Source organism: Ectothiorhodospira sp. 9100 (genome assembly GCF_022227565.1).
Lineage (GTDB): Bacteria > Pseudomonadota > Gammaproteobacteria > Ectothiorhodospirales > Ectothiorhodospiraceae > Ectothiorhodospira > Ectothiorhodospira marina.
In genome coordinates, this window is sequence record NZ_JAJNAN010000003.1 from 59,617 (window position 1) to 79,718 (window position 20,102).

At 61.8% G+C, this 20,102-nt stretch carries 20 protein-coding genes and 2 tRNA genes; all 22 read left to right on the forward strand.

The genetic code is table 11. The annotated features are described in order from the left end of the window. Positions 1 to 138 precede the first annotated feature (138 nt). The 22 genes from folP to rimP all read left to right on the forward strand — a co-directional run bounded on the left by folP (position 139) and on the right by rimP (position 20,033). Positions 139 to 975, forward strand: a complete 837-nt coding sequence (gene folP / locus LPW29_RS01870) for a dihydropteroate synthase (protein WP_238626569.1) — start codon at positions 139 to 141, stop codon at positions 973 to 975. 70 nt (positions 976 to 1,045) lie between these two features. Beyond that, positions 1,046 to 2,407 (forward strand): phosphoglucosamine mutase, encoded by a 1,362-nt coding sequence (glmM, locus tag LPW29_RS01875; RefSeq protein ID WP_238626570.1) that lies wholly within the window; start codon positions 1,046 to 1,048, stop codon positions 2,405 to 2,407. Between the two features lie 137 nt (positions 2,408 to 2,544). Continuing rightward, complete coding sequence (gene tpiA / locus LPW29_RS01880) at positions 2,545 to 3,303, forward strand: triose-phosphate isomerase (protein WP_238626571.1); 759 nt, start codon at positions 2,545 to 2,547, stop codon at positions 3,301 to 3,303. A 3-nt stretch (positions 3,304 to 3,306) separates the two neighbouring features. After that, positions 3,307 to 3,666: a preprotein translocase subunit SecG gene (gene secG / locus LPW29_RS01885; RefSeq protein ID WP_090249441.1), complete on the forward strand. Its 360-nt coding sequence runs from the start codon at positions 3,307 to 3,309 to the stop codon at positions 3,664 to 3,666. Between the two features lie 130 nt (positions 3,667 to 3,796). After that, positions 3,797 to 3,881 (forward strand) — tRNA-Leu (locus tag LPW29_RS01890). Positions 3,882 to 4,142: 261 nt separating this feature from the next. Beyond that, positions 4,143 to 4,499 carry an NADH-quinone oxidoreductase subunit A gene (locus tag LPW29_RS01895; protein ID WP_090249443.1) on the forward strand — a complete coding sequence of 119 codons (357 nt, stop codon included), beginning with the start codon at positions 4,143 to 4,145 and terminating at the stop codon, positions 4,497 to 4,499. Beyond that, on the forward strand, positions 4,490 to 4,966 hold the full coding sequence (locus LPW29_RS01900) for a NuoB/complex I 20 kDa subunit family protein (RefSeq protein WP_090249446.1): 477 nt from the start codon (positions 4,490 to 4,492) through the stop codon (positions 4,964 to 4,966). The genes LPW29_RS01895 and LPW29_RS01900 overlap by 10 nt, the downstream gene beginning before the upstream one ends. Before the next feature lie 27 nt (positions 4,967 to 4,993). After that, positions 4,994 to 5,719, forward strand: a complete 726-nt coding sequence (locus LPW29_RS01905; protein WP_238626572.1) for an NADH-quinone oxidoreductase subunit C — start codon at positions 4,994 to 4,996, stop codon at positions 5,717 to 5,719. Further along, a complete protein-coding gene (locus tag LPW29_RS01910; RefSeq protein ID WP_090249452.1) occupies positions 5,712 to 6,965 on the forward strand; it encodes an NADH-quinone oxidoreductase subunit D in 1,254 nt (417 codons plus the stop codon). The genes LPW29_RS01905 and LPW29_RS01910 overlap by 8 nt, the downstream gene beginning before the upstream one ends. Next, complete coding sequence (locus LPW29_RS01915) at positions 6,965 to 7,471, forward strand: NADH-quinone oxidoreductase subunit NuoE family protein (protein ID WP_238626573.1); 507 nt, start codon at positions 6,965 to 6,967, stop codon at positions 7,469 to 7,471. The genes LPW29_RS01910 and LPW29_RS01915 overlap by 1 nt, the downstream gene beginning before the upstream one ends. Before the next feature lie 7 nt (positions 7,472 to 7,478). Continuing rightward, complete coding sequence (gene nuoF / locus LPW29_RS01920) at positions 7,479 to 8,759, forward strand: NADH-quinone oxidoreductase subunit NuoF (RefSeq protein ID WP_090249457.1); 1,281 nt, start codon at positions 7,479 to 7,481, stop codon at positions 8,757 to 8,759. Positions 8,760 to 8,791: 32 nt separating this feature from the next. Then, positions 8,792 to 11,176, forward strand: coding sequence for an NADH-quinone oxidoreductase subunit NuoG (nuoG, locus tag LPW29_RS01925; protein ID WP_238626574.1), 2,385 nt, complete (start codon positions 8,792 to 8,794; stop codon positions 11,174 to 11,176). A gap of 16 nt (positions 11,177 to 11,192) precedes the next feature. Beyond that, complete coding sequence (nuoH, locus tag LPW29_RS01930; protein WP_238626575.1) at positions 11,193 to 12,257, forward strand: NADH-quinone oxidoreductase subunit NuoH; 1,065 nt, start codon at positions 11,193 to 11,195, stop codon at positions 12,255 to 12,257. 14 nt (positions 12,258 to 12,271) lie between these two features. Next, positions 12,272 to 12,763, forward strand: a complete 492-nt coding sequence (nuoI, locus tag LPW29_RS01935; protein ID WP_090249466.1) for an NADH-quinone oxidoreductase subunit NuoI — start codon at positions 12,272 to 12,274, stop codon at positions 12,761 to 12,763. A gap of 19 nt (positions 12,764 to 12,782) precedes the next feature. Beyond that, complete coding sequence (locus tag LPW29_RS01940) at positions 12,783 to 13,376, forward strand: NADH-quinone oxidoreductase subunit J (protein ID WP_090250447.1); 594 nt, start codon at positions 12,783 to 12,785, stop codon at positions 13,374 to 13,376. 116 nt (positions 13,377 to 13,492) lie between these two features. After that, positions 13,493 to 13,798 carry an NADH-quinone oxidoreductase subunit NuoK gene (nuoK, locus tag LPW29_RS01945; RefSeq protein ID WP_025280946.1) on the forward strand — a complete coding sequence of 102 codons (306 nt, stop codon included), beginning with the start codon at positions 13,493 to 13,495 and terminating at the stop codon, positions 13,796 to 13,798. A 3-nt stretch (positions 13,799 to 13,801) separates the two neighbouring features. Continuing rightward, positions 13,802 to 15,805, forward strand: coding sequence for an NADH-quinone oxidoreductase subunit L (nuoL, locus tag LPW29_RS01950; RefSeq protein ID WP_238626576.1), 2,004 nt, complete (start codon positions 13,802 to 13,804; stop codon positions 15,803 to 15,805). A 58-nt stretch (positions 15,806 to 15,863) separates the two neighbouring features. Next, entirely contained in the window at positions 15,864 to 17,378 is a 1,515-nt protein-coding gene (locus LPW29_RS01955) for an NADH-quinone oxidoreductase subunit M (protein ID WP_238626577.1), read from the forward strand. An 18-nt stretch (positions 17,379 to 17,396) separates the two neighbouring features. Further along, on the forward strand, positions 17,397 to 18,842 hold the full coding sequence (nuoN, locus tag LPW29_RS01960; RefSeq protein ID WP_238626578.1) for an NADH-quinone oxidoreductase subunit NuoN: 1,446 nt from the start codon (positions 17,397 to 17,399) through the stop codon (positions 18,840 to 18,842). Between the two features lie 59 nt (positions 18,843 to 18,901). Beyond that, entirely contained in the window at positions 18,902 to 19,258 is a 357-nt protein-coding gene (locus tag LPW29_RS01965) for a DUF2818 family protein (RefSeq protein WP_238626579.1), read from the forward strand. Positions 19,259 to 19,335: 77 nt separating this feature from the next. Continuing rightward, positions 19,336 to 19,412, forward strand: a tRNA-Met gene (locus tag LPW29_RS01970). A gap of 174 nt (positions 19,413 to 19,586) precedes the next feature. After that, positions 19,587 to 20,033: a ribosome maturation factor RimP gene (gene rimP / locus LPW29_RS01975; RefSeq protein WP_238626619.1), complete on the forward strand. Its 447-nt coding sequence runs from the start codon at positions 19,587 to 19,589 to the stop codon at positions 20,031 to 20,033. Positions 20,034 to 20,102 lie beyond the last annotated feature (69 nt).

Consider the following 20,102-nt stretch of genomic DNA (forward strand, 5'->3'; position numbering starts at 1 on the left):
TTCTGGCGGCCCGTTGGCTCCGCAAGAGAGCGAAGCCGCCCTTATGTTCTGGGCGGCTTCGCTGTGTCTGGGCGCCGGCATGGCCATGAGGGCCCGTGCCCGGTTATGATCCCTGACTTTCCCCGCCAGGGTTTCGTCATGCAGTTTGGTCAGTACAGCGTCGATTTCACCGAGCCCCGTATCATGGGCATCCTCAACGTCACCCCGGACTCCTTCTCCGATGGGGGCGCCCACCTCCATCCGGCCCAGGCCATCGAGCATGCGCTCGCCATGGTGGAGGCGGGGGCGGATTTCATCGATGTGGGGGGCGAGTCCACTCGACCCGGTGCGGGTGCTGTTCCTGTCGAGGAGGAGCTGACCCGGGTGGTGCCCATCATCGAGGTCCTGGCGCCGCGACTGCCGGTGCCGATCTCCGTGGATACCAGCAAGGCCGAAGTGATGCGGGCGGCCTGCGCGGCAGGCGCCACCCTGATCAACGATGTGCGCGCCCTGCAGGATCCGGGCGCCCTGGAGATGGCCGCCCGGTGTGGGGTGCCCGTTTGCCTGATGCACATGCAGGGTCAGCCCCGCAGCATGCAGGTGAATCCGCAGTATCAGGATGTGGTGGCCGAGGTGCGCGATTTTCTGGCGGAGCGCGTGATGGCCTGTCGCGCCGCCGGCATTCCTGCGGCGAGACTGCTGCTGGATCCGGGTTTTGGCTTTGGCAAGAACCTGGAGCACAATCTCACCCTGTTGAGACGTTTCCCGGAGCTGGCTGTGGAGGGCTTGCCGCTGTTGGTGGGGATGTCTCGCAAGACCATGATCGACCGGATGCTGGGTGGTGAACGGCCGGTGGCAGAGCGGATCCAGGGCAGCGTGGCCGCGGCCCTGCTCGCCGCGCAGCGTGGGGCCTCCATCCTTCGCGTGCATGATGTGGCTGCCACCAGGGACGCCCTGCGTGTGCTCAGGGCCGCCGGGCCGCCGTTCACCCTCTGAATGTCGGGCAGGCGCGTTGCCTGGCCCCACCGCACCCCCACTAGCTCTTGATCAGGACAGGCTTGGATACATGACTCAGGAAAGGCAGTATTTTGGCACTGACGGCATTCGCGGACGGGTAGGGCGTTACCCGATGACTCCGGACTTTGCGCTGCGCCTGGGCTGGGCGGCGGGGCGGGTGCTGGCGCCCGACGGCGAAGGGCTGGTACTGATTGGCAAGGATACCCGTGTGTCCGGATACATGTTTGAATCGGCCCTGGAGGCCGGGCTGTCGGCGGCTGGAGTGGATATCCGCTTGTTGGGGCCCATGCCGACCCCTGCAGTGGCTTATCTTGCCCGTACCTTCCGGGCTTCTGCGGGCATCGTCATCAGTGCCTCGCATAACCCCTACTATGACAACGGATTCAAGTTCTTCTCCACCAACGGCAACAAGCTTCCGGATTCGGTGGAACTGGCCATTGAGGCCACCCTGGAGCAGCCCATGGAGACGGTGGATTCCGCGGATCTGGGCAAGGTGGAGCGGGTGGTGGATGCTGCCGGGCGCTATATCGAATTCTGCAAGAGCACCATTCCCACCGGCACCCATTTTCACGGCCTGCGGATCGTCGTGGATTGCGCCAACGGGGCAACCTACGGCGTGGCGCCCCATGTGTTTGAAGAACTTGGCGCCGAGGTGATTCCGGTCGGGGTCCGGCCCGATGGCTTCAACATCAACGAAGGCTGCGGGGCACTGCATCCTCGCGAGTTGCAGGCCGCCGTATTGTCCCACAAGGCCGATCTGGGGATTGCCCTGGATGGTGACGGAGACCGCCTCATCCTGGTGGACGAGCGTGGTGATGTGGTGGATGGGGATCAGGCCTTGTGTATCATTGCCCTGGCGCGCCACCGGGATGGCATCCTGCATGGTGGGGTGGTGGGCACCCTGATGAGCAACCTGGGCCTGGAGCAGGCCATGGACTCGGCCGGCATTCCCTTCAGGCGGGTGGCTGTGGGTGACCGCTACGTGATGGAGGCTCTGCATCACGAAGGCTGGCTGCTGGGGGGGGAGTCTTCCGGGCACCTCATTTGCCTGGACCGTACCTGTACCGGCGATGGAATCATTTCGGCACTGCAGATCCTTGAAGTGATGGGTGCCACCGGGCGACCCCTGTCCGAACTGCAGCGGGGTATGGAAAAATATCCTCAGACCCTGGTGAACGTGTCCGTCAATCCCAATGCCCGCCCGCATGGCCTGCTGGAGACACAAGCGGTCTGCGAGGCGGTCCGGGATGCGGAATCCACCCTCTCCGGCCGCGGTCGTGTGCTGCTCAGGCCGTCGGGCACCGAGCCGCTAGTGAGGGTGATGGTGGAAGGATACGACATGGCCCTGGTGGGACGTCTGGCGCAGGATCTGGCGGATCGTGTTCGCCAGGCCGCCGAGCGCGCATCCTGAAATTGATTTATCGGCCGCGCGCAGGTAGGATTCCCCGCTTCATGATCCGGGGATGACAGTGGAAGGATCGCTTCCTTCAGGGAGTGAGGTATCCTCTGTGTTCGGCCGGGTGGGTGTCCAATTCACGGAGATGATCCATGCGTAGACCCCTGGTGGCTGGTAACTGGAAGATGAATGGTTCACGGTCGATGAACCAGGCCCTGATGCAGGATGTGGTGGCCCAGGTGGGTCATCTCGATTCGGTCGAGGTGGCAGTCTGTCCGCCGTTCGTCTACCTGGAGCAGGTGGCCGGTCTGGTGGGGCCAGGGATTGCTCTGGGTGCCCAGGATCTCTCGGATCAGGATGAGGGTGCCCACACCGGTGAGGTGTCCGGGGCTATGCTCAAAGATCTGGATTGCCAGTACGTGATCGTGGGCCATTCCGAGCGGCGTACCCTCTATGGTGAGGATGACGCCTTCACGGCCCGCAAGTTCGCGGCGGCGCGCCGTCATGGGCTGAGGCCCATCCTGTGCGTTGGCGAGTTGCTGGATGAGCGCGAACGGGACGTCACCGAAGCGGTGGTGGCCCGTCAGTTGGATGCCGTGCTGGAGTTGGAGGGCATCGGGGCGTTTCGTGACGCGGTGGTCGCCTATGAGCCCGTCTGGGCGATTGGTACCGGGCGCACCGCCACGCCGGATCAGGCCCAGGCCGTGCACGCCTTCGTCCGAGGGCGTCTGGCTGAGCATGACGCCGCGGTGGCGGCAGGTGTGCAAATTCTCTATGGAGGCAGCGTTAAAGCCGACAACGCGGCCGAGTTGTTCAACCAAGCGGATATCGATGGTGGCCTGATCGGCGGCGCCTCACTCAAGGCGGCTGACTTCCTTGCGATCTGCAAGGCCGCCAGTCAAGCAGGATAAACCATGCTGTATAGCATTCTATTGGTAGTTCAGGTAGTCTTGTCCATCGGTTTGATCGTGCTGGTGCTCTTGCAGCACGGCAAGGGAGCCGATGCGGGAGCGGCCTTTGGCAGCGGCGCTTCGGCTACCGTTTTCGGGGCCCGGGGGTCAGCCAATCTGCTCACTCGTGCCACGGCACTGACCGCCACGGGGTTCATCATCAGCAGTCTGGTGCTCACCTACATGGTGGCCAACCGACCAGAGGCCCCGAGCGTCATCGATCTGATCGATACGACACCCCAGCGTGTTGAGCAGCCGGCCACCATGCCTCCGGAAGATGATGATTCCGGGCAGGATACCGGTCCGGTGGACGTCCCCAACTAAGAGGGACGCCACCCAGGCAGGCCACCTACAGGCCTGCCCAGAGGAGTTGGGAGGAGGAGTCACCCATGGCGGCATCGTGTTGCCTTGGGTGAAGCGGGAACTCAAAGGCCCCGCGTTCGTGATGCATCGTGCAGATGTGGTGGAATTGGTAGACACGCCGTCTTGAGGGGGCGGTGGCGAAAGCCGTGCCGGTTCGAGTCCGGCCATCTGCACCATTCTTTTTCGAGCGACGCAGCCGTTCTGGCCATTTCTTGCGGCGCTGCACAAAAAAATCCAGCAGTATCAATGAATTAGTTTATTCTAATGCTTGACACCCTTATAACGGGTGCCATAGACTCCCCCGGGCTTTGAGGAATTCAGGGCACTTTCCAGCGGCCCAGATAACTAAAAACTAAGTGGCATGCGTGCCAACGCATGCACACATAGCGTCACCGAGGCCTGCCGCATGCATCGCCATGGGGTGGGAGGAGAGGAACATGCTCGAAAACTACCTGCCTATACTGGTATTCATCGGCATCGGCGTGCTCGTTGGGGTGATTCCTCTCGCTCTGGGCATGGCAGTGGGGCCCCATCGCCCTGACGCCGCCAAGGGTTCCCCTTACGAATGCGGTTTCGAGGCCTTTGAGGACTCCCGCATCAAGTTTGACATCAGGTTCTACCTGGTGGCCATCCTCTTTATTATCTTCGATCTGGAAATCGCGTTTCTCTTTCCCTGGGCCGTCTCCCTGGATTCCATAGGATTGTTCGGGCTTCTCGCCATGGCCATGTTCCTGGGTATCCTGGTGATCGGGTTCATTTACGAGTGGAAGAAGGGGGCCCTGGAATGGGAATAGAAGGCGTCCTTGAAAAAGGCTTTGTCACCACCTCTGCCGACAAACTGATCAACTGGGCCCGCACGGGTTCCCTGTGGCCCATGACCTTCGGTCTGGCCTGTTGCGCCATCGAGATGATGCACACCGGTGCGGCACGTTATGACATGGACCGCATGGGCGTGATGTTCCGTCCCAGTCCCAGGCAATCGGATGTCATGATTGTTGCGGGGACGCTGGTCAACAAGATGGCCCCCGCGCTGCGCAAGGTCTATGACCAGATGCCGGAACCCCGATGGGTCATTTCCATGGGGTCGTGTGCCAATGGTGGCGGTTACTATCACTACTCCTACGCCGTGGTGCGTGGCTGCGATCGCATTGTTCCGGTGGATATCTATGTCCCCGGGTGCCCACCCACTGCCGAAGCGCTGCTGTACGGAATCCTGCAACTGCAGAACAAGATCCGTCGCACTCACACCATCGCCCGCTGACGGGCGGTCTCCAGCCAGGATCTCATGATGAGCGAGAAACTCGACAGACTGGCCGCGTGCCTGGAGAAAAAATTCAAGGGCCGGCTGCAGGGTCTCACCCAGGAGTGTGGTGAAATCACGCTGCAGGTGGCACCAGGCGATTGGCACCCTCTGGCGCGCATGCTACGGGACGATCCCGAGCTGCGCTTCGAGATGCTCGTCGATGTCTGCGGGGTGGACTACATGGCCTATGGTGTGACCGAGTGGGCCACGGAGACGTCCAGCAGTGAGGGTTTCAGCCGCGGTGTGGAAGAGGCCACCTTTGGTCGCTTCACCTTCGACGAAGCCCCGGATGCCGGACAGCACCAGGGTCCGCGTTTCGCCGCGGTCTATCACCTGCTTTCCATTTCCCATAACCACCGATTGCGGGTGCGCTGCTTCTGTCCCGAGGACGAGTTTCCCTCGGTGCCCTCGGTGGTGGAGATCTGGTCCTCCGCCAACTGGTTCGAGCGTGAGGCCTTCGACCTCTACGGGATCATCTTCGAGGGTCACCCGGATTTACGTCGGATTCTCACCGACTACGGTTTTGTGGGCCATCCCTTCCGCAAGGACTTCCCATTGGTGGGGCATGTGGAAATGCGTTACGACCCGGAACAGCAGCGCGTGATCTATCAGCCGGTGACCATCGAGCCCCGCGTGCTGGTGCCCCGGGTCATCCGCAACGACCACCGTTATCTGGATGACTCGGCCGAGGAGACATCCGCCGATGCCTGAGATTCGCAACTATACCCTGAACTTCGGTCCCCAGCATCCGGCGGCCCACGGCGTGCTGCGCCTGGTGCTGGAGATGGATGGCGAGGTGGTGCAACGCGCCGATCCGCATATTGGTTTGCTGCATCGCGGGACGGAGAAGCTGGCCGAGAGCAAGCCCTACAACCAGAGTATCGGTTACATGGACCGGCTCGATTACATGTCCATGATGTGCAATGAGCACGGCTATTGCCTGGCCATCGAACGTCTGCTGGGCATCGAACCCCCGCTGCGCGCCCAATACATCCGGGTGATGTTCGACGAGATCACCCGCATCCTCAATCACCTTCTGTGGCTGGGCACCCATGCCCTGGACGTGGGTGCCATGACCATGTTCCTTTACTGTTTCCGTGAGCGGGAGGATTTGATCGACTGCTACGAGGCGGTGAGCGGATCGCGCATGCACGCCACTTACTACAGACCCGGCGGCGTGGCCCGGGATCTGCCCGGCACCATGGCCCAGTATCAGCCTTCCCGCTGGAAGAGCAAGGCGGATGTGGCGGTGCTTAACCAGGATCGCCAGGGCTCACTGCTGGATTTCATCGAATCCTTCACCGAGCGCTTTCCCACCAAGGTGGATGAATACGAGACCTTGCTGACCGAAAACCGTATCTGGCGGCAGCGCACGGTAGGCATCGGCGTGGTCGGTCCGGAGCGAGCGCTGCAACTGGGCTTTACCGGGCCGATGCTGCGCGGTTCCGGTGTGGAATGGGATCTGCGCAAGAAACAACCCTATGCCGCCTACGATCGCCTGGACTTCGACATCCCGGTGGGTGTGAACGGCGATTCCTATGATCGCTATCTGGTGCGCATGGAAGAGATGCGCCAATCCAACCGGATCATCCGTCAGTGCGTGGAGTGGCTGAAGAACAACCCCGGCCCGGTGCGCCTGGATGATCGCAAGATCATGGCCCCGCCCCGGGAAGAGATGAAGGCGGACATGGAATCCCTGATTCATCACTTCAAGCTGTTCACCGAGGGGTACTGCGTGCCGGCAGGCGAGTCCTACGCGGCCGTGGAACATCCCAAGGGCGAGTTTGGTGTTTACATGATTTCCGATGGGGCCAACAAGCCCTATCGGGTGAAGGTGCGTCCGCCGGGCTACGTGCACCTCTCGGCCCTGGATGAAATGTCCCGAGGGCACATGCTGGCCGACGTAGTCACCCTGATCGGCAGCCTGGATATCGTTTTTGGGGAGATCGACCGCTGATGTCAGCCAACCCGACCCAACGTAAGTCCGACCTGCTCAGCGAGCATGTCCGCCATGAGATCGACGACTGGCTTGCCCGTTATCCGGAGGATCAGCGCCAATCCGCTGTGTTGGGCGCACTGCGGGCGGTCCAGCACGAGCAGGGTCACCTCTCCACACAGATGATGGATGCGGTGGCCGACTATATCGGCATGTCCGAGATCGCCGTGTATGAGGTGGGGAGTTTTTACTCCATGTTCGAACTGGAGCCAGTGGGTAAGCACAGCATTTCCGTGTGCACCAACATCTCCTGCATGCTGCGCGGTGGGGACAAGATCCTGGAACACCTGGAGCAGAAACTGGGCGTGGGCCTGGGTGAATCGACCCCGGATGGTCGTTTCTTCCTCAAGCGAGAGGAGGAGTGCCTGGCCGGCTGTTGTGGCGCTCCCATGATGCAGGTGGATCACGTCTATCACGAGCATCTCACCCCCGAGAAGGTGGATGAGATTCTCGACAAGCTGGACTGAGGCGGCCATGGCGAATCGTATTTGTTTCAACACGCGGGGTTATGACGAGCCCTGGACCTATGAGAACTACCTCAAGGTGGGGGGCTACCAGGCCCTGGGAAAGATCCTCAAGGGTGAGTTGTCCCAGGAGGCCGTGATCGAGGAGGTGAAGGCCTCCAACCTGCGTGGGCGGGGGGGGGCTGGTTTCCCCGCGGGCCTCAAGTGGAGCTTCATGCCCCGCACGGCGCCGGGACAAAAATATGTGGTCTGCAACTCCGATGAATCCGAACCGGGGACCTGCAAGGACCGCGATATCCTGCGCTACAACCCGCATGCGGTGGTGGAGGGCATGGCCATTGCCGGCTTCGCCATTGGCGCCACAGTGGGCTACAACTATCTGCGCGGCGAATTCATGGATGAGCCCTATCAGCGTTTCGCTCAGGCCGTGAAGGAGGCCTACGACAACGGCTGGCTGGGCAGGAACATCCAGGGCTCCGGTATCGATTTCGACCTGTATCCCACGCTGGGGGCCGGTGCCTATATCTGCGGCGAGGAAACCGCGCTGCTGGAGTCGCTGGAAGGCAAGAAGGGAATGCCGCGCTTCAAGCCGCCGTTCCCGGCCAACTTCGGGCTCTACGGTCGTCCCACCACCATCAACAATACCGAGACCCTGGCCTCGGTGCCGATCATCCTCCGCGAGGGTGGGCAGTGGTTTGCCGACATGGGGGTCGAGCGATCCGGGGGCGAGAAGCTGTTCTCGGTATCCGGTCATGTGGAAAAGCCCGGCAATTTCGAGGTGCCCCTGGGCACGCCCTTCAGCGAATTGCTGGAGATGGCCGGTGGCGTCTGGAAGGGGCGCAAGCTCAAGGCCGTGATCCCGGGTGGCTCTTCGGTGCCCGTGGTGCCCGGAGATATCATGCTCAAGACCAACATGGATTACGACGCCATCGTCAAGGCGGGCTCCATGCTTGGATCCGGGGCCGTCATCGTGATGGACGAGACCACCGACATGGTCAAGGCGCTGCAACGGATCTCGCGGTTCTACTTCGCCGAGTCCTGCGGCCAGTGCACGCCCTGCCGGGAAGGCACCGGGTGGTTGTATCGTGTACTGACCCGGATCGTTGAGGGGCAGGGTCGCATGGAAGATCTGGAACGTCTGGACGACGTGGCCGCCAAGATCGAGGGTCGCACCATCTGTGCCCTGGGGGACGCTGCCGCCATGCCGGTGCGCAGTTTCGTCAAGCACTTCAGGCACGAGTTCCAACACTACATCGAGCATGGCCGTAGTCTGGTGGCAGACGCGGCCTGACCCATGGCGTTCGGTGCAACGGGAAGCGAAGCATGAGTGAGGATCTGGTCAATTTCGAGGTCAACGGTATCCCCTTGAAGGCGGAAAAGGGGAGCATGCTGATCCGTGCGACAGACGCGGCGGGGATCCATATCCCCCGGTTCTGTTATCACGACAAGCTGTCCGTGGCCGCCAACTGCCGCATGTGCCTGGTGGAGGTGGAGCGGGCGCCCAAGCCCATGCCCGCCTGCGCCACGCCGGTGGCCGAGGGCATGAAGGTCTACACGCGCTCGCCCAAGGCCCTGGCCGCACAGAAGGCCACCATGGAGTTTTTGCTGATCAATCATCCCCTGGACTGCCCGGTCTGTGACCAGGGCGGGGAGTGCGAGTTGCAGGACGTATCCATGGGCTTTGGGGAGGATATCTCCCGCTACAGCGAACCCAAGCGGGCGGTCAAGGACCAGGACATCGGCCCGCTGATCGCCACGGAGATGACCCGCTGCATCCATTGCACCCGCTGCGTGCGCTTTGGCGAAGAGATCGCCGGCATGCGCGAACTGGGCGCCACGGGCCGCGGCGAGAACATGGAAATCGGCACCTTCGTGGCCAAGACGGTGGCCTCCGAACTGTCGGGTAACGTGATCGATCTGTGCCCGGTGGGCGCCCTCACTGCCAAGCCCTCGCGTTTCACCTACCGGGCCTGGGAATTGATGCAGCACGCCACCGTGGCCCCCCATGACTGCGTGGGGTCGAATCTCTATCTGCACACCTACAACGGGCAGGCCATGCGCGTTGTGCCCCGGCGCAATGATGGCGTCAATGAAACCTGGATCTCTGACCGGGACCGCTTCAGTTATACCGGGCTGTCCGTCGAGGATCGCCTGACCCAACCGATGATCCGCCAGAAGGGTGAATGGGTACCCACCGATTGGGAGACCGCCCTGACCCGGGTGGTGGAAGGATTGCGGGCCCAGCCCGCCGAAGCCTGCGGGGCCTTGCTTTCCCCCCAGGCCAGCCTGGAGGAACTCTATCTGGCGCAGCAATGGCTGCGTGGCCTGGGGATCCATCATCTGGATCACCGCCTGCGCCAATCCGACTTCTCGGATCAGGAACGCGCCCCGCTATTCCCCTATCTGGGAGGGAGTCTGGAGTCCCTGGAGCAGGTGTCTGCCTGTCTTCTGGTGGGGAGCAACATTCGTAAGGATCAGCCCATGGCGGCGCATCGTCTGCGTAAGGCGGCGCTGGCGGGCGCGGCCATCATGGCCATCCATTCCCGCGACTTCCCGTTCCATTTCCCGGTGGCCCCTCAGGTGGTGGTCGATCCCCAGGGCATGGTGATGACGCTGGCGGCGGTGGCCGCCGCGGCTCTGGAAAAGGCGGGTGGCAGCACCCCGCGCGGGTTCGCGGACCTGCTCAAGGCGGCCCAGGTCACCGATGAGGCCCGCACCATGGCCGAAAAGCTGGCAGGGGAGGGGGGTGCCCGCATCCTGCTGGGCATCCAGGCTCAGCATCACCCCCAGTTCTCGCTCCTGCGCGCCCTGGCAGGCGTCATCGCCGACCTGACCGGGGCCACCCTGGGGTATCTCTCCGAGGGTGGCAACGCCTCGGGTGCCTGGCTGGTCGGCGCCGTGCCCCATCGGGGGCCCGGGGGCGCGTCCCTGGACACGGCCGGCCAGTCGGCGGGTGAGTGGCTGTCCGGCTCGCCCAAGGGGTGCGTTCTGCTGAACGTGGAGCCCGATCTGGACTGCGCCGATCCCGCCCAGGCGATGCAGGCCCTGGAGCAGGCCGACTTCGTGGTGGCCCTGACGCCCTTTGCCGGGGAGTCCTTGCGCAAGGTGGCCCATGTGCTCCTGCCCATATCCACCTTTGCCGAGACCGCCGGTACCTACGTGAATGCCGAGGGTCGCTGGCAGAGTGTGAAGGGGGCGGCCACGCCTCCGGGTGAGGCACGCCCCGCCTGGAAGGTGCTGCGGGTGTTGGGCAACATGAGCGATCTGGCCGGCTTTGAGTATCTGTCGTCCGAACAGGTTCGCGATGAGGTCAAGGCGCGTCTGGCCGAGGCCGGTGTGAACGATTTTGACACCCGGGTTCAGCATGATGGCAGCAAGCTGCCGGTACCACCCAAGGCGGCCGGTCTGCAGCGGGTGTCATCCGTGGGGCTATATGACGTGGATTCGCTGGTGCGCCGCTCGCTGCCGCTGCAGGCCACGCCAGACGCCGGCGATGCTGATGCGGCGCGGATCAATGCCGCCCAGGCGCGCAGCCTGGATCTGGCCGACGCCACCGAGGTGGTGGTGCGCCAGGGCAAGCTGACCGCCCGCCTGTCGCTGGTGATCGATGAGAGCATCCCCGAGGGGTGTGCCTGGCTGCCTGCGGGCGTCAGTGTCACCAGCGGCCTGGGGCCGTCCCACGGGCCGGTGGAATTCCACAAGGTTTGACGATCAGGGTTCAAGCATGCAGCAAGCCATGATTCAGTTCTGGGAAGGGTTGCCGTTGATCGTGCAGATCAACCTCAAGATCATGGCGATCTTGACACCGCTGATGCTGGCGGTGGCCTATACCACCTTCGCCGAGCGCAAGATCATCGGCTACATCCAGGTGCGGGTGGGCCCCAATCGGGTCGGTCCACGGGGCTGGCTGCAGCCTATCGCGGACGCACTCAAGTTGCTCACCAAGGAAGTGGTGATCCCCACCAATGCCAACCGCTATCTATTCCTGATTGCGCCGGTTCTGTCGATTGCCCCGGCGCTGGCGGCGTGGGCGGTGGTTCCCTTCGACAACGGGATGGTGCTGGCGGATATCAACGCGGGGCTGCTTTTCCTGCTGGCCCTCACCTCCATGGGAGTGTACGGCATCATCATCGCGGGCTGGGCCTCCAACTCCCGCTACGCGCTGCTGGGTTCCATGCGCTCGGCGGCCCAGATTATCTCCTACGAGATTGCCATGGGGTTTGCCCTGGTGGGCGTGATCATGGCCGCTGGCAGTCTCAACGTGGGGGAGATCGTGATGGCTCAGCAGGGCAGCGTCTATCACTGGTTCCTGCTGCCTCTGTTCCCTCTGTTCCTGGTGTACTTCATCTCCGGTGTGGCAGAGACCAATCGCGCCCCCTTTGACGTGGCGGAAGGGGAGTCGGAGATCGTTGCGGGCTTCCATGTGGAGTACTCGGGCATGGCGTTTGCCGTGTTCTTCCTGGCTGAATACGCCAACATGATCCTGATCTCTGCCCTGACGGCCCTGCTGTTCCTGGGTGGGTGGCTGTCGCCGTTCGAGGGGATCCTGCCCGACTCCGTCTTCACCATCCCGGTGCTCGGCTGGCTTCTCGACAGTGGCATCCACTGGTTCCTGATGAAGACGGCCTTCTTCCTGTTCTGTTTCCTTTGGTTCCGCGCCACCTTCCCCCGGTACCGCTATGACCACATCATGCGCCTGGGCTGGAAGGTGCTTATTCCCGTGACCATTGTCTGGCTGTTTGTCGCGGGCGCCGCCGTGGCCATCGGCATCGGCCCCTGGTTCGCGTGAAGGAGGTTTTCATCATGGGCACGGCCATTCGTCAGTTCTTCAAGACCTTCCTGCTCTGGGAGCTGCTGCTGGGCATGAAATTGACCGGCCGCCACCTGTTCGAGCGCAAGATCACGGTGCAATACCCGGACGAGACAACCCCTATCTCGCCCCGGTTTCGCGGCCTGCACGCCCTGCGCCGTTATCCCAATGGCGAGGAGCGCTGCATAGCCTGCAAGCTCTGCGAGGCCGTGTGTCCGGCGCTGGCCATTACCATCGAGTCGGAGCCGCGTGATGATGGCACCCGGCGCACCACACGTTACGACATCGATCTGTTCAAGTGCATTTATTGCGGGTTCTGCGAGGAGGCCTGTCCGGTGGATTCGATCGTGGAGACTCACATCCAGCATTATCACTTTGAAAACCGGGGTGAGCAGATCATGACCAAGGACAAGCTCCTGGCCATCGGCGACAAGTACGAACAAGAGATCGCCGCGGCCCGGGCGGCCGATGCGCCCTACCGTTGATGAGGAGGCCCCGGATCACATGACTTTTGAAGCGTTCCTGTTCTATTTCTTCTCGGTGGTCCTGGTGGGATCCGCCGTGGCGGTGATCACCGTGCGCAACCCGGTGCACTCAGCGCTGTTTCTGGTGCTCGCCTTTGTCGCCACGGCTGCCCACTGGATCATGTTGGAAGCGGAATTTCTGGGCATCCTCCTGGTGCTGGTGTACGTGGGCGCGGTCATGGTGCTGTTCCTGTTCGTGGTCATGATGCTGGACATCAACATGTCCCGTATCCGCCAGGGCTTCATGAAGCTCCTGCCAGTGGGCCTGGTGGTGGCCGTGGGCATGATGGCCGTCATGGCCATGGTGGTGGGCGCCAAGGTGTTCCAGGTGGAACCACCGGCCCCGGCCGGCGCCGATTACAGCAACACCGAGGCCCTGGGGCAGTTGCTGTATACGGAGTATGTCTATCCGTTCGAGATTGCCGCGGTGATCCTGCTGGTGGCCATCATCGCTGCCATCGTGCTGACCCTGCGGCGACGCCCCGACAGCCGGTACATGGATCCGGCCAGGCAGATCCGTATTCGGCGTGAAGACCGGGTACGCATGGTGAAAATGGAATCGGAAAAGAAATAAGGGTAGAAGGCGCTCCGGTTCGGTGACACCGCCGGAGCCGGGAAGTCAGGGCTGAACAAAACCACCCGAGCGGGCACCGTCGAGAGACCTGCGCAGGGCCAACAACGGGACCAAGCATGATTCCTCTGTCGCATTACCTCGTTCTGGGGGCGATTCTGTTCGCGCTCAGCGTGACCGGGATCTTCCTGAACCGGAAAAACCTGATCATTCTGCTCATGTGCATCGAACTGATGCTCCTGGCGGTGAACATGAATTTCGTGGCCTTCTCCCACTACCTGGGGGATCTCGCCGGCCAGGTGTTCGTGTTCTTCATCCTCACCGTGGCCGCTGCCGAGGCGGCCATCGGGCTGGCCATCCTGGTCCTGGTGTTCCGTAACCGAGAGACCATCAATGTCCAGGATCTGGACGAGATGAAGGGGTAAGACATGGAGACGCTCTATCTTGCCATCGTGCTGGCGCCCTTGTTGGGTGCCATCGTTGCCGGACTCTTCGGACGTCAGGTAGGACGCGTGGGTGCTCACAGTGTCACGACGGCCGGTGTGGCCCTCTCCTTCGTGCTCTCGTTGGTGGTCTTCTGGTACCACGCCATGGCCGGAGGGGCGATCCATAACGAGACCGTTTACACCTGGCTGGTGAGTGACGGCATCCGTTTCGAGATCGGTTTCCTGGTGGATAATCTCACCGCCATGATGATGCTGGTGGTCACGTTCGTGTCGTTGATGGTGCACGTGTACACCATCGGCTACATGCGGGATGATCCGGGTTACCAGCGTTTCTTTGCGCTGATCTCCCTGTTCACCTTCTCCATGCTGATGCTGGTGATGGCCAACAACTTCCTGCAGCTGTTCTTCGGCTGGGAGGCGGTGGGCCTGGTCTCGTACCTGCTGATCGGCTTCTGGTTCAAGCGGCCCTCGGCCATCTACGCCAACATGAAGGCCTTCATCGTCAACCGGGTGGGCGACTTCGCCTTTGTCCTGGGAATCGGTGCCGTGGTCTTTCATACCGCCAGCCTGGATTACATGGAAGTCTTCGCCCAGGCCGATACCATGGCCGATGCCACCATCAGCATCCTGCCGGGCAGCGAGTGGTCGCTACTAACCGTGGCCTGCATTCTCCTGTTCATCGGCGCCATGGCCAAATCCGCACAGGTGCCCCTGCACGTATGGCTGCCAGACTCCATGGAGGGCCCCACACCCATCTCGGCCCTGATCCACGCCGCCACCATGGTGACCGCGGGTATCTTCATGGTGGCCCGTGTGTCTCCATTATATGAATACTCGATGGTGGCCCTGAGCTTCATCCTGATCATTGGCGCCATCACTGCCTTCTTCATGGGTCTGATCGGCCTGGTCCAGAATGATATCAAGCGGGTGGTGGCCTATTCCACGCTCTCCCAACTGGGTTACATGACGGTGGCCCTGGGGGCTTCGGCCTATGCCGCCGGCATCTTCCATCTGACAACACATGCCTTCTTCAAGGCCTTGCTGTTCCTGGCCGCCGGGTCGGTGATCATGGCCCTGCATCACGAGCAGGACATGCGCCGCATGGGGGGATTGCGCAAGTACATGCCGATCACCTATGTCACCGCCCTGATCGGATCCCTGGCCTTGATCGGCTTCCCGGGGTTCTCCGGGTTCTTCTCCAAGGACGGCATTATCGAGGCGGTGCATATGTCCTCGATTCCGGGCGCCAGCCTGGCTTACGTGCTGATCCTGGCGGGCGTCTTCGTGACAGCCCTCTACACCTTCCGCATGTTCTTCATGGTGTTCCATGGTGAGGAGCGTTTCCGGCAGGCGTCAGGAATGGATCATGGTCACGGGGGGCATGAGGATGATCACGGGCATGGACATGGGCATGGCGGTACGCCTCAGGAATCACCCTGGGTGGTCACCGTGCCTTTGATCCTGCTGGCCATCCCGTCGGTGCTGGCCGGGTACTTCGTGGGTCCCCTGCTGTTTGGTGACTTCTTCGCCGAGGCCCTGTATGTGGACGAGAGTCGCGATGTGCTGGCCATGCTGGGAGAGGGATATCACGGTGTCCTGGGGCACATGGTCCATGGCCTCATGATGCCTCCCTTCTGGCTGGCCATGGCGGGTCTGGGGACTGCCTGGTTCGTTTACATGAAACGGCCGGACCTGGCCCAGAGGGCCCGCGACACTCTGCCCTGGGCCTACAACATCCTGGATCGCAAATACGGGTTCGACGAGTTCAATGATGCCGTGTTCGCCGGCGGGGCGCGTCGTCTGGGGGAATGGCTGTGGCGCTTTGGCGACACGCTCCTGATCGATACGGTGATCGTCAATGGCAGTGCCCGCGCGGTGGGCTGGGTATCGGGTCGTCTGCGCCTCGGCCAGACGGGTTACCTGTACCACTATGCCTTCGCCATGATCATCGGCCTGCTGGTGCTGATCCTGGCGTTCGCCCTCTAGGATCAGGGCCTCTTGCACCACGATACGGTTAAACGCGGGATTCCAACGGGAAGAGCACATGTTTGCTGACTGGCCACTTTTGTCTCTGGTGATATGGACGCCGATTATCGGTGGACTCATCGTCTTGTTCGTGGGTGATCGGATGCCGGAGGCATCCCGGCGCCTGTCACTGTCGATTGCGGTCCTGACATTCCTGCTGAGCCTGCCGCTGTTTGTGCTCTTCGACCGCTCCACCCACGAGATGCAGTTCGTGGAATGGGTGCCCTGGATCAGTACCTTCGACATCCATTACCACCTGGGTGTGGATGGCATTTCCATGCCGCTGATCCTGTTGACCACCTTCACCACGATGCTGGTGGTGCTGGCGGCGTGGGAGGTGATCCAGTACCGGGTGTCCCAGTACATGGCCTCGTTCCTCATCCTGGCGGGCCTGATGAACGGCGTGTTTTCGGCCATGGATGCGGTGCTGTTCTACGTCTTCTTCGAGGCCATGCTGATCCCCATGTTCCTGGTGATCGGCATCTGGGGTGGCCCCAACCGGATCTACGCCACCCTGAAGTTCTTCCTCTACACCTTCTTCGGGTCGGTGTTCCTGCTGATTGCCCTGATCTACCTGTATACCCAGGCGGGCAGCTTCGCGATCCTGGATTTCCATCACACGCCGCTGGGCATGACCGCCCAGACACTGATCTTCCTGGCCATGCTGCTGGCCTTTGCGGTGAAGATCCCCATGTTCCCGGTGCACACCTGGTTGCCGGATGCCCACGTGGAGGCGCCCACCGGCGGCTCGGTGATCCTGGCCGCCATCATGCTCAAGATCGGCGGCTATGGCTTCCTGCGCTTCTCCCTGCCCATCACCCCGGATGCGGCCATGGCCCTGGACTGGCTGATGATCACCCTGTCGCTGATCGCAGTGGTTTACGTAGGCCTGGTGGCGCTGATGCAGAAGGACATGAAGAAGCTCATTGCCTACTCCTCCATCGCCCACATGGGTTTCGTGACCCTGGGCTTCTTCCTTGCCTTCATGATCTACAACAACACCGGCAACTGGCAGGGTGCGGGGCTGGGGATCAGCGGTGGCATGGTGCAGATGGTTTCCCATGGCTTGATCTCGGCGGCCATGTTCCTGAGTGTGGGTGTGCTCTATGACCGCATGCACAGCCGCCAGATCGCCGACTACGGCGGTGTGGCCAACACCATGCCCTGGTTTGCGGCGTTCTTCGTGCTGTTTGCCATGGCCAACACCGGCCTGCCTGGTACCTCTGGTTTCGTGGGCGAATTCATGGTGATCCTGGCGGCCTTCCGCGCGGACTTCTGGATTGCCCTGCTGGCAGCGACGACCTTGATCCTGGCTGCCGCCTATACCCTGTGGCTGATCAAGCGGGTGGTGTACGGTGAGGTGGCCAACGACCATGTGGCTCAATTGCAGGACCTGAACCGGCGGGAATTCTGGATCCTCGGCGTGCTGGCCTTCGCCGTCCTCCTGCTGGGGGTCTGGCCGGCACCGCTGCTGGACGTGCTGGACGCCACCGTGGAAAACCTGGTGCGGCATATCGCCGTCTCCAAGCTCTAAGCGTTCCTGGATACCGATATGACCTTTGAGATTCCGGATTTCGTTCCCGTCATCCCCGAACTGTTCCTGCTGGGCATGGCCTGCGCCATCCTGTTGGCGGACCTGTTCATCCCCCAGGCGCGTCGGGATATCACCTACGGCCTGGCTCAGTTCACCCTGCTCGGGACCTTTTTGCTCACGGTGATCCTGGCGTCTCCGGAGACCCGGTTCACCTTCAGCGACACTTTCGTGGCCGACCCCATGTCGGATCTGCTCAAGTCCATGGTCCTGCTGGTGTCGGCGGCGGTGTTCCTCTACTCAAGGCCCTACCTGCAGAGCCGGGATCTGCATAAGGGCGAGTTTTACGTGCTGGGGTTATTCGGGGTGCTGGGCATGTTGATCATGATCTCGGCCCACAGTCTGCTGACCTTGTATCTGGGGCTGGAGCTCCTGTCGCTCTGCCTGTACGCCCTGGTGGCATTCAACCGTGACTCCCCCGTGGCCTCCGAGTCGGCCATGAAGTATTTCGTTCTGGGTTCCATCGCCTCGGGCATGCTGCTCTATGGTATGTCGCTGCTCTATGGTATTACCGGCACCCTGGATATTGCCGGTGTGACCCAGGGTGTGGTGGCCGCGGCCGCCGGTTCGGCAGATCACAGCGTGGCCCTGGTGTTCGCGTTGGCGTTCGTGGTGGTGGGGCTGGGTTTCAAGCTGGGGGCTGTCCCGTTCCACATGTGGTTACCCGACGTCTATCACGGGGCGCCCACGCCAGTGACCCTGTTCATTGGCGCGGCCCCCAAAATCGCGGCGTTTGCCATTGCCATGCGCCTGCTGGTGGATGGTCTGGGTCCCTTGCACGGGGATTGGCAGGGGATGTTACTGATCCTGGCTGTACTTTCCCTGGCCGTGGGCAATGTGGTGGCCATCGCTCAGACCAACATCAAACGGATGTTTGCCTACTCGACCATCGCCCATGTGGGATTCATCGTCATGGGTCTGATGTCGGGCATCGAGGCGGGCTATGCCGCCGCCATGTTCTATGTGATCGTTTATGCCATCACCTCGGCGGGTGGCTTTGGCATGATTCTCTTGCTGTCCCGCAAGGGTTTCGAGGCAGACGCCATCGAGGACTTCAAGGGGCTGAATGATCGCAGTCCCTGGTTTGCCTTCGTCATGCTCCTGCTGATGTTTTCCATGGCCGGGGTGCCGCCCACGGTGGGCTTCTACGCCAAGCTGGCAATTCTGCAGTCCGTGGTGCAGGTGGAGCTGATCTGGCTGGCGGTGTTCGCGGTGCTCATGTCGGTGATTGGCGCGTTCTATTACCTGCGGGTGGTCAAGTACATGTACTTTGACAAGCCCGCGGACACGGCGCCGCTGCCCCAGGGAACCGGTATCAACGTGGTGTTGTCCATCAATGGGTTGCTGGTTATCGGCCTGGGAATCTTTCCTGGTTTGCTGATGGCGCTGACAACGGCTGCACGGTAGTCTGTGTGGCTTACCTGCCCGGCGCGGGACTGAACTCACGCAAAAACCGGAATTGATTGATGGACGTGTTGCAGATTGCCGTATGGGTTTACCTGGCCGCCATGATTCTGGCCGCCAATCTTCCCTGGATGACTGACAGGGTGTTCTTTTTCTTTTCCCCTCCCGGGGGGCGTAAAGTCCCCGGTTGGCGGTTCGCTGAGTGGGGGGTGCTGTACGGGATGGCGCTGGCCCTGGGCCGGGCCCTGGAGAATTATATGACCGGGACGATCCACGAGCAGGGCTGGCAGTTCTATGCCATTACCCTCTCCCTGTTTGCGGTGTCTGCCTTCCCCGGCTTCATCTACCGTCATGATTTGCGCAAGCACCTGATACAGCGTAGTCGAGTGCCCCATGCCGCGTCGGACATCCCGGAGTAGGAGGGGCCGATTGACGGAAAATCATGAATAAGGGGTTGCAGTCTTCGGGAAAGATGCGTAGTATTCACAGCCTCAGTTGCGGGGTGGAGCAGTCTGGCAGCTCGTCGGGCTCATAACCCGAAGGTCGCAGGTTCGAATCCTGCCCCCGCTACCAGGTACCGTAAAAGGCCCCTTTTGGGGCCTTTTTCTTAACCGCGGTGGGATTTCAACGTCCGTTTCATGCGGTCCCGACAGGGACGCCGGGCGAAGAAAGACTGCAACGGCGGTGTTCTCGAATGGGCCCTGGGGCCCATTTTTTGTTTGTGGGGTGTATGTGCGGCAGGACTCCCTGGAATTGACGCGTCTGATTCGTCCCGTGGTCGAAGGGCTCGGTTACGAGTTGTGGGGCCTGGAGTATCGGGTTCAGCGCACCAGCGCCTTTTTGAGGATCTTTATCGACGGCCAGGAAGGCATCACGCTGGATGATTGTGCTGCCGTGAGTGACCAGGTAAGCGGCGTGCTGGACGTGGAAGATCCGATCCCGGTGCCGTATCGCCTGGAGGTGTCATCGCCTGGGATGGACCGTCCACTGTTCGAATCGGCCCATTACCAGCGTTACCCGGGGGCTCGGGTTCGGGTCCGCACCAGTTGGCCCATAGAGGGGCAACGCAACTTCAAAGGCGTGATCGAGTCCGTGGAGGATGAGGCCGTAGTGCTCGCCCTGGACGATGGTGAAGGGGCCGTGCGCATCCCCCTGGAATCAGTGTCCCGGGCACGATTGGTGCCCAGCTTCTGAGAGCCTGGATCACACTGGATGGGTCCAGCGTCGGATTCACCCCATGTCGCCGCGGTGGTCAATCGCCGG